A 12,507-nucleotide genomic window follows, 5' to 3' on the forward strand; every position below is an offset into this window, starting at 1 on the left:
AGTCCGCTACCTAGCCAAACTTGGGGGCGTATAACCAGAAAAACACAAAATGGCAAAACTACCCTTTATCTTTCTGTATTTGAGTGGCCAAAAAATGGTATACTTAGCATCGATGGGCTAAATCAAGAAGTGATATCAGCAGGAATGCTGCACAATGGCGAAAAACTAAAGTGGGATAAAAACAGCAACCAAGTGATGTTAAAAATACCATCACAAGCACCACATGCTGTGGCAAGTGTTATAAAAGTTGAAGTAAAAGGAGAAATGAAAACTTGGTTTGGAGAATCAGGAAAAGAAAAAATGAAAACTGGGGCTTTAGATTGATAAGTTTTAAAAATAAATTTACGACAATTATGAATTCTCTAATTGAATAGAGAGAAGTTCTCATTTAAAAGGCTTAATTTTAAATACTAATCAATAATCTTGTATGATTGGTTCTACCCTTTTACAAACCATTATAGGGCCAATCGCAAAATAAACGAATAGTGCATTTACGCAAATAACTATGGTTATATAATTAGCCTTACTATGGTTTGATTGATTCGACATCTTCTTGTATTCAAAAAGTAAAGCTATCTTCCAGCCCAATAAAAAAATAATTGGATTAAACATTTATATTTTATGGGCTAAAAAATATTGATCTGATACAAATTGTCTTCGTTGATTTTTGCAACTCTGTTTAAATCCTCAAACAGATTTTTGGAAAAACACCCAGCCTCGGGAGCATCCAAAAAGCCTTACTAGAAATAGTGAGGCTTTTTTGTTTATCTGCTTAAGCTTTTTGCTATCACTAAATCACCATTTTGTGTTAGGCAAGAGCGGAGTTAAAGCCTTTTTTGAGCATATTAGAGGATATTTCGACTTCGCTCAATGTCACAAATCTTACTTTTCGAGATATTGGCTTCAATATCATCTCATCTTAAAGCTCCACCAAAGACCTAAAACCACCAAGCCTAAGAAAATCATAACCAGTAGGATTAAGGTAAAACTCCCTTTTCTTTCTACTTCTTTTTCTAATGTTTTATGAGTTGTTTTCTTTAACAGCTCTTGTTCTTGCTGTTGGGCTTTAACCCTACTGCTTTGCTGTTGATGGCTTTGTTTTACTAAACTGTCTTTGCTGCTGCTTTTGTAAACTTTTACTTTGATATAGCCTGGTTGTTGCTGCAAGCCACTGTCTGGATGCCAATAAAACAGTTCGTCCATTTCTAAAACCACACCTTCTTTTACTTGCTGTAGTGTGACGTTTATCATACTGCTTTGACTTTGCAGGCTATCTTTTACAAGACTAGCCTGTTTGGTCTTTTCCAATTCTGTGATGAGCTGCTGATACCTGGATTTCTGGCTGGAACAGGCTGTTAATACAAGCATGACCCATAGGTAAAGGATTTTTTTCATCTATCTTCCCTCCTTGCTGTCACCCAATCTGCAACGGCGTATAAAGTACGTTTAAGTCGGCGTTTACGGTAAACCCCATCGCCTTCTCTGCTTCCTGCTTCATTGGTATTCCCTTCAACCGTCATGACGATGCTTTCGCCCCATACATCTATAAAACCACAATGGGCAATGCGTTTTTTGGAAGCGTACCAGATACCAAAAACATCTCCTGCCTGTGGCTGTAGCTCTTCTTTTTGCCAGCCATTTTTCCAGATGATACGCTTTTGAGGTAATAAAGCAGGGCTCCATGCTGTACGTGGGTTGTGGATACCTGCCTTGCCTAAGCACCAGCTTACAAAGGCGGCACACCAGGGATCGCCTTTTTTATTACCGGTATAATGCAGATAGCTTTCTACACGGTAGCCATCATTCCTATTATGTTGCTCACGCACTCCTACTTCCTGATAATAAAGTGATTGGAGTAAGGCTCGCCTCTCTTTTTCTGAATCCTTTTTTGGTAGTGACCCCTTTGCCGAAAGCTCAGCTAATGGGCTTTGCAGACCTAAAATATTGCTAGCAGGCAGCCGATAGCTGCTAATAATAGCAAGGCAAAAGATGCCCAGTACAATACGAATTGTTGCCATAAGCTTAATTGTTTAAAGTGTGGAACCATGTGTTGAAACGGAGGCAAGCCCAGTCTGTTCCAGCTGCTATTGAGTAGTCGCCAGCTGAGCAGAAGGAGCAAGATAAATACTAAAAGTGCTATCAGGATCATGATCCAGATTCCTGCATCAGGGAGTGCCGCAGTTGGATCTAAACTGTAGACCCAATATGGAGTGCTTACCATGAACAGCAATAGCATTAAAAGTAACAGTACGAATGGATGATTAACTATAGCAGGCAAATGGCTTCTGAAGCCCTGCCTGTAATTATTTAGCATGATGATCATATTTTAAACTTTAAAATTGTTGAATGAAATAACTTTCTCAGCGTAAGCTTACTGCAATGAATTAACTGAGATTACAGGCTGTTCCGTATTCCTATCTTCCCGCTCAGGGTTAGTGTTCTTGTACATATAGCCGAACTTTATAGGTCATTTTGGCATTTAGGCCAACTCCAGAACTGCTGGTGAAAGTATCTTTAAGCAGTATAAACAGTTCTTCTCTTAAATTTTTGATCTTTTCCTTTGACAAGCCTACTTTAATCAACTGAAGGAAATGAAGTCCCTTCTTTTTTGATGCCAGTAAACGGCTAAAATCTTCTTCTTCTAACAATTTAAAGAGCATACCGCAGTACCATTTGCTTAAAATTTCCTTCTCTTGTTCTAGAAAGCTAAGCAGCATCCGGTCTGCAATTAGTTTCATACCATTAGGTAATGTGCTGATAATAGATTTTGCTTTTTGCCTGAATAGTTTAATAGCTTTCGTATAATTTAATGCTTTGTGAGACATATTACCTCCTTTTTTATTTACTTTAATTTTTTAATTAGATTTTTCTCCGGCACAAGTTGTATGACCGGTTTTTTTCAATAGCCTCCTCCAGGCTATCTAAAAAGATATTCAGCACACGTCTGCGGAGGTCTTCGGTATCAATTTCAGGAGGGCAACAAGCTTGCAGGATATGCATTTCAAAAGGATTTTCGCTTTTTATTATTTTCCTTTCAAAATCTCTTAATTCGGCAAATCCCACAATAAGCTGTTGGTAGTAGGTAAAGAAATCACGCCGATTTTCTGTCAGGTACTCATTTACATCTTTCCTAATAATCTGCTTGTAGCCCGGGCAGTTACTGAGAATAGCTGTTAGTTTCTGCTTGAAATTGCTGATGGCCATAGCGTAAGTGAAAATTCCCATATCATATCTTTTTGGATAGAACAATCAACAGGGGGAGCATACCCCCTGTTAAACTAATTTTTAGGCAATGTCAATATTACCAGCATACTTACTGTTTGATACGTCTTTGCCATCTTCGGAAAGCCATGCTGTATAAACCTGTACCACCTGTCCGCTGAAATCTGTATCAACATCAAAAGCCAGTGTCGCATCTTCACGAACTGCATCACCAATGCTGTAGACCGCTTCGGCCAAAGCCGGACAAAACACCACTAACATCAGTTTATCGCCAGCTTTTGCTTTACCTTTACCAGAATTGTCAGTCCAGGCTAGATTCAACTGTCCGGCCGTGGTAGATGTTGCTACCAGACCTGCTGCTGCCGGCAGATCACCTCGACTCAACAATACCATGCTGTAATCAATCTCTAAGTTGGGGCTCGTTCCTGTTAGCGCATTTTTGAGGTTGTAAGAATGAGCACTGTTATAACCTGTCTTGCCTACAGCATAGCTTTTAAAACCAATTTCCAGCAAGGGTTTTACTGGTTTTAAAAAGGCGGTGATGAGCGAGAACCTCGCTTGCTGCTCCAATTGCTTTTCTGTAGCATTGGCATTACCACGTTTAGCTGCCAAGCTGCGCATGTACTTGATACCTCGCCAAGAGGCACCTACTACGGTTCCGATTTTTCCGGTAAAGGCACCCAGTATGCCTTGTGTATATTTTCCCATATTTTTCAAAATTTAAGGGTTAAACCATTGTGCAAAAGCTTCTTCTGTAGCGCTACCTGTCTTTTGTCTGAGCCAAATGTAGAAGCCCGATTTGCAGCAAACAAGGATTCGGAAATTCACTTCCGCTCTTTGCCGGGTTTTGCCGTACTTTGCCACATTCCCCTTACTCTTCTTCGAGACTGCTTCGAGACCGCTTCGAGAAAACCGGGACATTTCCCGAAGGATTCTCGAAGGAGTATGGGAGAATTCTCAGCCTAAACCAAACCAAGCAAGGTGTCTTGTCCTGAAAAAACTTTACTTTATTTGGTTAATACTGTTCTGGCTTTACACTATTTTTTAATTCCTGCCATCACTTTACATGTTTATCTTTTGGAAAGTTTTTCGATATCCGTGAGTTTGAAATACAGCTTACCACTGATAAGCCGGTAAGGTAAATGATGCTTTTTGCGCAGGTTGTAAAGTTGTCGTTCGCTGATCTTGAGCAGCTGTGTAACCTCCTGTTTATCTAAGTAGTTGTGCTGGTAATTTTCCATCCGCTGCATTTTTTTATCTGCCAGCATGCCCTTATTTTGTAGGCTTACCAGACAGGCAATCAATTCCTCTATGCGCAACAGGATGTCAAATAGTTGGGTAAAAAATCTCATAGTATAGGGTTAGGTTCAACAAAAAGGGCAGTGCCGTAATGGCACTACCCTTCAATCATTTTCTGGTGGTAACGGTAGTGGTGATAGTCACTGTAGCGTCGGTTAGCCGGGTTGGAGGTAGGAACCCCTGGGATTCCTGCCTGATTCTCCTACTTTTCTTAAAATGGAGTTTCAAAGTTTGTTTATTTTTCATATTTTATTAATTTTAAGGCAATAATAAAGCGCTCTCACGATTATTTATTGGTTTTTTTGACAAAAACACTAAAATTAAGAGTGAAATGACTGTGGGGAATGATGAAATTCCGGGACTTTCTAAACAATCTATCATTTTACAAGTCTTTTTCTGGCTACTTTTTATTCCTTATGAAATTGGGCTGGCAAAAATTCTGGGTATGAGTGATTCCTTAATGAGTTACCTACTACATTACATGCTTTATCTGGCATTGTTTTACTGGCACAGCTATGGCCTTTTCTTACGCTATATCCGGGCAAAGGGCGTCCACATAGTACCGCTTGCATTAGGCTTATTGGCAGAGCTAGTGCTGTTTTATTTGCTGGTCTGTGTCATCCGAATCATACTGGATAAAAATACGATACAGGATTGGCGTGTTTTTTATTCTTTACCTTCTATTGCGGCAGTACTCTACCGCTTTGGCTATATGGTGGGCTTGGCTACAACTTTTTGGCTGGGTCTTTTTTCTGCACAGCAGTTAAAAAATATACACACCATGGAGAAGCATAAACTGCAAGACGAACTTCAGAAAGAAAATTTAAAAGTAGCCCTGCTGCAAAGTGAAATGGCCTTCCTAAAAGCCCAAATCCAGCCTCACTTCTTACTCAATGTCCTGAATAAGATTTATGGGCAGCTGAAAGAGGATTCACCCGCAGGTGCAGCTACCATCATGCAACTTGCCCGATTGATGCAACATCAAATGATTGCCGAACCTGCCCGGCAATATTTACCCCTTTCGGCAGAAATAAAATTTCTTCAAAATTACCTTATCCTACAAAGGGCTATCAGGCCATTATACCTCATATTCAACATTTCTGGCAGTTCTATAGCAGAAGCTTCCAAAATGCAGTTCCCTTCTTTTATACTGGTTACCATACTAGAAAATATGCTGAAATATGCACAACTGGACGATGAAAATCATCCGGCATTCTTTAGCATTACCTTAAAAAGAGGACGTCTGCTGCTCTTGGTAAAAAATAAGATCAATACGCATGTAACAGGCGGAACTGGCATCGGACTGGCTAATATCAAAAAGCGCTTAGCGTTGCTTTATCCAGCATTGTACCGTTTAACAAGCTATATTGTTGAGGATCGTTACTATTTGAAATTATATGTTATACTAAATAAAAATCTATGATTGACTGTTATATTTTAGACGATGATCCTGAGGCTATACGCATTATCAAATCCTATGTAGAACAAACTCCAGGTTTAAACCTGGTCTTTTCCAGTACGCTAGCTCAGGAGATTTTACCATTTATTACCAAACCTGCAAAGCCAGTTATTGCCTTTATTGATATAGAGATGCCCCTGATTAATGGGCTAAAGCTTGCAGAAATGGTGAGCGACAATACAGCGGTAGTGTTTGTTACCGGTTACCCGGATTATAGTTTGCAAGCTTTCGATAAAAATGCATTCGATTACTTGCTGAAACCAGTTTCCTATGATCGTTTTTTTCAAGCCTACCTCAAGGTGAGCAAATGTTTTATTAATTATAGCACCCCGCTGATAGAAAAAAGCAAACGCTACATATTTATACCTAAAAAGAATGGGGGCTATAGTAAAATATATCTGGATGATATCATTTATGTTCAAATGGTAGAGAACTATGCCAAAATACATTTACAAAACGAACGCCTCATGGTACATGTTACGTTGAAAGAACTGCTGTTTCAGCTGGCTTCCACTAGATTTTTACAGGTTCAAAAGTCTTATATGGTTAATCTAGACCACATTGTACATGCTAGTGGAGTAGATCTGCTGATGAGCAATGGTGATAACGTACCTATAGGCAATGTCTACAAGGCAGCTTTGAATATGAAAATGGCAGAGCACATGATTAGATAGGCTATAATCTCCGGGAGCGAGTTAAGGAGGACGGATTACTTACCGCGATGTCATACCGAACTTGTTTCTGTCATACCGAACCTGTTTCGGTATACTTTTTACCACGATGTCATGCCGAACTTGTTTCGGTATCCCATTATAAAGGTAGAGGACCTAGCTGGTAGAAGACTTAGCTGGTGGGACACTGAAACAAGTTCAGTGTGACGGGGTGGAGGGGATCCTGAAACGGGTTCAGGATGGTAGTTCAGTGTGATGGGTCTATGACCACAGAGCATCATATAGATCTTGCATTAGAGGGTTTTCTTCTTTGATCAGATTGATTTTCCAGTCTCTATGCCAGTTTTTGAGCTGTTTTTCTCTAGCAATAGCATGTCTTATATCATGATGCCATTCATAGAATAATAAATCAAAGCATTTGTATAAAGAAGTAAATTTGGAACCATGTCCTTGTTTATGCTCGGAAGCTCTCCTTCTTATATTATTGGTTACGCCAATATAGAAAGTAGTTCTATACTGATTGCTCATGATATAGGTATAACCGCCTTTTTGCATGAATAAATATAAGCAGAATGTTTCATTGATGCAATGCGCTCTACTGGTGGGACCCTGAAACGAGTTCAGGGTGACGGCTGAGGATGATGGGCTGGTTTAATACTTGGCTGGTGGGACCCTGAAACAAGTTCAGTGTGACGTTCAGTGTGACGGGGGTGGAGGGGGATCCTGAAACGGGTTCAGGATGGTAGTTTAGTGTGACGGAGCGGAAGGGGGTAGGATTACGGTTTTTTACCATACTGTCATACCGAGCTTGTTTCTGTCATACCAAACTTGTTTCGGTATACTTTTTACCACGATGTCATACCGAACTTGTTTCGGTATACTTTTCACCACAATGTCATACCGAACTTGTTTCGGTATCCCAATATAAAGGTAAACAGGGTGATGGGTTAGGGGGATTTGCTAACGTTATACCTTGCTGGTGGGACCCTGAAACAAGTTCAGTGTGACGGCTGAGGGGATCCTGAACGGGTTCAGGATGGTAGTTCAGTGTGACGGCTGAGGGTGACGGGGCAGAAGGGGGTAGGATTACGGATTATTTACCACGATGTTATGCCAAACTTGTTTCGGTATACTTTTACCACGATGTCATGCCGAACTTGTTTCGGTATCCCATTATAAAGGTAAACAGGGTGATGGGCTGGTTTAATACCTTGCTGGTGGGACCCTGAAACAAGTTCAGTGTGACGGGGCGAAAGGGATCCTGAAACGGGTTCAGGATAGTAGTTCAGGGTGACGATATGCAACAAGGTTAGGATGACGGATTATTTACCATACTGTCATACCGAACTTGTTTCGGTATCCCATTATATAGGTAGAGGATCTAGCTTGTTTAATACCTTGCTGGTGGGACCCTGAAACAAGTTCAGTGTGACGGCAGAGGGTGAAGGGCTGGTTTAATACCTTGCTGGTGGGACACTGAAACGAGTTCAGTGTGATGGGGTGGAAGGGAGACCCTGAAACGAGTTCAGTGTTACAGTTCAGGTTATCCCTTGCTTTGCTAGTGCTATTTTGGCTTTCATCCATTTTTGCAGGCAATGGTAACACAAGGCTTCTTTTTCTTTTTGGTTGCGGGCGAAGAGGCGGTTAACATGCAGGTGAAAGAAATCACATATAAAATTCAGGTAGTCTAAACTATTGATGGTTTGTGCAAGCGATCTGATAGCTCCAATCTCTATTTTCATATCTCCTGATAAGCTATGGAATTCGTCTCCTAATCCTTCAGCTTTTAATTCGCGAAAAACACAGTCAAAGGTTATGCGGATATCCTTTTGCGCAACTAGGGATAAGAAAGCTTCTGCGTTTTTGCTGCAGAAAGCAATTATTTGTTCCTCATTTAAACAGGGTATTAGAACAAGGAGCACCGGGAGCAGCTTGGCAGCCAGTAGCAAACAGCCAAACAGGCCATACCCAGAAGATGGTATATAGCAGCAATGCAGCAAATGAGGTAAGACTATACAACGCAGAAGCCGTAACTACAGTAGGAGAGACGTATAAAAGAACCCTAACAGGTACAGGCTATTATGGAGCCAACCAGTTGTATAAGACGATAAGCAAGGATGAGAACTGGAGCCCAAGCCAAAGCTTTTCACAAGCAGGAACAGTAGAAGAGTATAAGGATAAAGAAGGTAGGGTAGTGTTGAAAAGAACATTCAATGAGAAGAACAATAGTCTAGAAACGTTAAGCACTTACTATGTATATGATGATTTGGGTAATCTAAGTTTCGTGTTACCTCCGGGGGCAAATCCAGATGCAATGAGTGTACCTAGCCAGACGACGCTGGATAATTACTGCTACCAGTACAGGTATGATGGTAGAAGGAGATTGGTAGAGAAAAGGATCCCGGGAAAAGGCTGGGAGTATATGGTGTATAATAAACTAGATCAGCTAGTGGCAAGGCAGGATGCTAACATGAGTTCTTATTTCGGTAATTACACATGGATATTTACTAAGTATGATGGTTTAGGGAGAGAGCTAATGACAGGAGCTTACAGACCGAATATTAATAAGGTAAGGGCAGTACTGCAAACAGAAGTAGATGCACAGACTATATTATGGGAAACAAAGAATAGCAGTATAGCGGTAACGGGCTATAGTAATAATGCATTTCCTCAAACAGATATTTATAAACATTTGACGATAAATTATTATGATAATTATGATCTGCCGGGCGGAAATCCGAGACCTTATACAGGCAGTAGTACTATGACCAGAGGGTTGCTAACAGCTAGTAAAGTTAGTGCTGAATCCTATATGTTTTGGACAATATATTATTATGACGATAAAGGTAGAGCAATTAAGACTTATGAGGACTATCTTTTAGGAACTGCGGGAGGAAATAATTACATAGAGACAGACTATACGTATAGTTTTACGGGAGAACAGACTTCAAAAACAGAGAAATACCATAAGATAAATGAAAGTGAAGAGCTAGTCACAATAGGAACAGCATATACTTATGATCATGTAGGTAGGAGCAAAGAAGTAAAGAAACAAATAAGTAGTGTTAAAGATAGTTATACAGGCAGCCAGGTAGTACTTTCGAAGAATACCTATAATGAGCTTGGTCAGTTAAAAACTAAGGGACTACATTCAGAAGATGGTGGGTTGAATTTTATTCACAATACGCAGTACAGTTATAACGAAAGAGGCTGGCTAAAGCAAATCAGTTCACCAACATTTACGGAGATACTAGTTTATCAGGACGATATCCAAAGCACAGCTATTCCTAACTATAACGGTAACATCAGCGAAATACGCTTAAATGGAGAGAAGACAGGAGCTAATACCAACTATTTTGCCTATGATAAGTTGAACAGACTGAATAATTCATGGAATACGTTATTACCTACGATGAATGAGACGAATATCTCTTATGATAAAGGAGGGAATATTCTGCACTTGGAAAGAGGAGATAATACCAATATAAACTATAGTTATTTAGGGACTGGTAATTTTTTAAATACTTTAACCGGTACCATTAAAGGGGCGCAGGTAAGCAATAGTTATTTTCCGGGATTAGGTGGAAGTACAGAATATATAGATAATGGATATACTGGCAGTTATAAATATATTTATTATGATCATAATAATTTACCTTTCTATATTGAAGGAGAATCGATAGCCTACCATATTTATGATGCTAATGGAGTAAAATTGTATAGTGATTACTATGGAATCAACAACAATGAAACGACTTATTATGTAGGAAGTGCTACATATAGAAATCAAGTTAGTAACATCAGTTTTATCCAAACAGAAGAAGGTAGAGCAGTAAGAAATACAGATGGCAGCTATCGGTATGAATATTTTATAAAGGATCATTTAGGTAACACGCGTCAATCTATTGATAAATATAACAATACTGCCAGAGTAATACAGGAGGATAATTATTGTGCTTTCGGTTTATCAGTAAATAAATATAATTTTTCATCGGATAATAAATACCTTTATAATGGTAAAGAGAAAGTCTTAATCGAAAGTTTGGAGGGCTATTCAGAGAATGATATCAATTGGTACGATTATGGTGCAAGGTTTTATGATCCGGTGATTGGAAGGTGGAATGTGGTGGATCCACTTGCTGATATTGACAGGGCTTGGTCTCCATATAATTATGCGAGAAATAATCCGATAAGGTTTATTGACCCTGATGGGATGATATGGGATAATCCAAAGAAAGACCAAGCTATTGCAGACAGATTGCAAAAAGGGATAAAAGATAGAATCTCAACAGAAACTGGCAATTTGAAGTCTGCAAATGATAGGGTAACTAAACTCGAATCAAAAATAGCAGAAAATGGTACTTCTAAGGGACTTGAAAGCAGGCTAAGCGATGCGAAAAATGAAGTCGCTAGTATAAGTACAACAATATCAGACCTTAACAGTTCTTCAAATGAATTGACACAAATGGGAAGTGCTGATGTATCTCAAAAATTCACTTTTAACGAGCTTCCTGCGGGCTCAGAAGTGGGTGGTACTTATAATAATAAAGGAGTTATTACGATGGATATTGTCGGAGATGCAAATGCTGTTCATGAATCAGCACATGGTTTCCAACTATATAAAGGAACTATGTCGCCGAATAAATTTGACCGAGAGGTGCTACCTTATCAGCGCCAATATTCTTTTGATCCAATATCTGTGAGCACTGGAGCCCCATCTATTTTTGGATCAGTTACAAATAGAAATGATATAACATCTAAGTGGGTTTCGGGAATAAATAATGGAAAAGGCATTTTTATTTATTCTCCAGGTGTAACTGAAAAGCAGTTGAGAGCCTTATGGGAAAAATAATTAAAATGAAAACATTAAATGTTATCTTATTGCTTTTATTGTGCGGGTGCTCCTTGAAAAAGGGGGTTTCTGGGAAATATTATAAAAGCCCAAATGCATTTCAGTTTTATTCAGATTCAACCTTTAGATATGAATATAAGGAATCTCATTTATATAAGTATTCCACTGGAAATTGGAAACAAATAGATAAGGGTCTTATATCATTAAACAGTACAAAGAAATTTGGCGATATCCCTTTAGAGGTCCATTATCTTGATAAAGATAAAGAATCAGATAGAAATGAAATTTCTATAAAAATAGATCTAAAGGGCAGGGGAAGTTTGTCAGACTACATATGTAGAATCATGCTAAATGATAAAATTTATACGGAAAGAAGATGCGATTCTCTTGCTTATTTTTATATAAAAGAACCTATTAAAAGTTTGTATTTACAAATCATTAATGAACCTGTAATTGCAGTAACGACTTATGTACCTTTTCCACTGATTACAGAAATAATATACCCAAAAAACACAATTGGAAATAATATCAATCTAACACTTATGCTTGATGCCTCCAACTTTTATTATAAATGTTTCGATAACGATATATTAGAAGTAAAGAGAAAATCTGTTAAAATATATAACCCTGATAGAAAGAAATGGGAAGAAATGCCCAGAGTTTCTAACCAAACTCAGATTTTCAGTAGATTTTTAGAAGCAAACTCAATGAAATAAACTTTACAACACAATAAACAAAACTCATAAGCCCCACTGGATTAAGTCTTAGCGATAAGGGTAAAAGAGATAAGATACCTTAAATCTTCACAGCAGCAGAAAAAAAACAGGAACGCCAGGCTCGGTTTGAGCTGGGCGTTCCTGTATCAAAAAAATTCATCAGGGCTACTTTCCGTTCTTTTCAGCCTGCAGTAGCCTTTCATAAAGTTCCACGATCTTGTCGATGGGGTTGAAAGTAAAAGCTCCGTAAGGGCTGCAAGCACCTTGCCCGCTGTGGTCATGAAAGCT

The 12,507-nt window shown here is 39.0% G+C and carries 13 protein-coding genes; 5 read left to right on the plus strand and 8 right to left on the minus strand.

Annotation, left to right across the window (positions count from 1 at the left end):
- On the plus strand, positions 1 to 324 hold a 324-nt coding region (locus H510_RS18830; protein WP_036692691.1), incomplete at its 5' end, for an alpha-L-fucosidase C-terminal domain-containing protein.
- 585 nt (positions 325 to 909) lie between these two features.
- Here H510_RS18830 and H510_RS0112335 read toward each other — a convergent pair.
- The 6 genes from H510_RS0112335 to H510_RS19630 form a co-directional block, all read right to left on the minus strand.
- Positions 910 to 1,368, minus strand: a complete 459-nt coding sequence (locus H510_RS0112335; protein ID WP_026904609.1) for a hypothetical protein — start codon at positions 1,366 to 1,368, stop codon at positions 910 to 912.
- Positions 1,369 to 1,391: 23 nt separating this feature from the next.
- Complete coding sequence (locus tag H510_RS18835; protein ID WP_051291206.1) at positions 1,392 to 1,826, minus strand: CHAP domain-containing protein; 435 nt, start codon at positions 1,824 to 1,826, stop codon at positions 1,392 to 1,394.
- Between the two features lie 606 nt (positions 1,827 to 2,432).
- A complete protein-coding gene (locus tag H510_RS0112345) occupies positions 2,433 to 2,825 on the minus strand; it encodes a hypothetical protein (protein WP_026904610.1) in 393 nt (130 codons plus the stop codon).
- 34 nt (positions 2,826 to 2,859) lie between these two features.
- Positions 2,860 to 3,225: a hypothetical protein gene (locus H510_RS0112350; protein ID WP_155977964.1), complete on the minus strand. Its 366-nt coding sequence runs from the start codon at positions 3,223 to 3,225 to the stop codon at positions 2,860 to 2,862.
- A 60-nt stretch (positions 3,226 to 3,285) separates the two neighbouring features.
- Positions 3,286 to 3,930 (minus strand): DUF6266 family protein, encoded by a 645-nt coding sequence (locus H510_RS0112355; RefSeq protein ID WP_026904612.1) that lies wholly within the window; start codon positions 3,928 to 3,930, stop codon positions 3,286 to 3,288.
- 362 nt (positions 3,931 to 4,292) lie between these two features.
- Positions 4,293 to 4,574 (minus strand): helix-turn-helix domain-containing protein, encoded by a 282-nt coding sequence (locus tag H510_RS19630; protein WP_051291204.1) that lies wholly within the window; start codon positions 4,572 to 4,574, stop codon positions 4,293 to 4,295.
- A 278-nt stretch (positions 4,575 to 4,852) separates the two neighbouring features.
- On the opposite strand from H510_RS19630, the gene H510_RS0112365 reads away from it, so the two are divergent.
- Both H510_RS0112365 and H510_RS0112370 read left to right on the plus strand, forming a co-directional pair.
- Complete coding sequence (locus H510_RS0112365) at positions 4,853 to 5,944, plus strand: sensor histidine kinase (protein WP_026904613.1); 1,092 nt, start codon at positions 4,853 to 4,855, stop codon at positions 5,942 to 5,944.
- Positions 5,941 to 6,654 carry a LytR/AlgR family response regulator transcription factor gene (locus H510_RS0112370; protein ID WP_026904614.1) on the plus strand — a complete coding sequence of 238 codons (714 nt, stop codon included), beginning with the start codon at positions 5,941 to 5,943 and terminating at the stop codon, positions 6,652 to 6,654. Before H510_RS0112365 ends, H510_RS0112370 begins: the two co-directional genes overlap by 4 nt.
- A 258-nt stretch (positions 6,655 to 6,912) precedes the next feature.
- Here H510_RS0112370 and H510_RS0112375 read toward each other — a convergent pair whose 3' ends face one another.
- A complete protein-coding gene (locus tag H510_RS0112375) occupies positions 6,913 to 7,206 on the minus strand; it encodes a GIY-YIG nuclease family protein (protein ID WP_026904615.1) in 294 nt (97 codons plus the stop codon).
- A 983-nt stretch (positions 7,207 to 8,189) separates the two neighbouring features.
- Positions 8,190 to 8,600, minus strand: coding sequence for a lantibiotic dehydratase C-terminal domain-containing protein (locus H510_RS20610; RefSeq protein WP_026904616.1), 411 nt, complete (start codon positions 8,598 to 8,600; stop codon positions 8,190 to 8,192).
- A gap of 26 nt (positions 8,601 to 8,626) precedes the next feature.
- Here H510_RS20610 and H510_RS0112385 point away from each other — a divergent pair, with 26 nt between their 5' ends.
- Positions 8,627 to 11,503, plus strand: coding sequence for an RHS repeat domain-containing protein (locus tag H510_RS0112385; protein WP_026904617.1), 2,877 nt, complete (start codon positions 8,627 to 8,629; stop codon positions 11,501 to 11,503).
- Between the two features lie 5 nt (positions 11,504 to 11,508).
- Positions 11,509 to 12,219, plus strand: coding sequence for a hypothetical protein (locus H510_RS0112390; RefSeq protein ID WP_155977967.1), 711 nt, complete (start codon positions 11,509 to 11,511; stop codon positions 12,217 to 12,219).
- Positions 12,220 to 12,507: the final 288 nt, after the last annotated feature.

Origin of the sequence: Pedobacter glucosidilyticus DSM 23534 (assembly GCF_000425145.1) — a bacterium.
Classification (GTDB): domain Bacteria; phylum Bacteroidota; class Bacteroidia; order Sphingobacteriales; family Sphingobacteriaceae; genus Pseudopedobacter; species Pseudopedobacter glucosidilyticus.

What these genes read in the sequence shown, in the direction of transcription:
- H510_RS0112335 (WP_026904609.1), bottom strand. Translation starts at nt 1,368, where the DNA reads ATGCTTGTATTAACAGCCTGTTCCAGCCAGAAATCCAGGTATCAGCAG.
- H510_RS0112345 (WP_026904610.1), bottom strand. Translation starts at nt 2,825, where the DNA reads ATGTCTCACAAAGCATTAAATTATACGAAAGCTATTAAACTATTCAGG.
- H510_RS0112350 (WP_155977964.1), bottom strand. Translation starts at nt 3,225, where the DNA reads ATGGGAATTTTCACTTACGCTATGGCCATCAGCAATTTCAAGCAGAAA.
- H510_RS0112355 (WP_026904612.1), bottom strand. Translation starts at nt 3,930, where the DNA reads ATGGGAAAATATACACAAGGCATACTGGGTGCCTTTACCGGAAAAATC.
- H510_RS19630 (WP_051291204.1), bottom strand. Translation starts at nt 4,574, where the DNA reads ATGAGATTTTTTACCCAACTATTTGACATCCTGTTGCGCATAGAGGAA.
- H510_RS0112365 (WP_026904613.1), top strand. Translation starts at nt 4,853, where the DNA reads ATGACTGTGGGGAATGATGAAATTCCGGGACTTTCTAAACAATCTATC.
- H510_RS0112370 (WP_026904614.1), top strand. Translation starts at nt 5,941, where the DNA reads ATGATTGACTGTTATATTTTAGACGATGATCCTGAGGCTATACGCATT.
- H510_RS0112375 (WP_026904615.1), bottom strand. Translation starts at nt 7,206, where the DNA reads ATGCAAAAAGGCGGTTATACCTATATCATGAGCAATCAGTATAGAACT.
- H510_RS0112385 (WP_026904617.1), top strand. Translation starts at nt 8,627, where the DNA reads ATGGTATATAGCAGCAATGCAGCAAATGAGGTAAGACTATACAACGCA.
- H510_RS0112390 (WP_155977967.1), top strand. Translation starts at nt 11,509, where the DNA reads ATGAAAACATTAAATGTTATCTTATTGCTTTTATTGTGCGGGTGCTCC.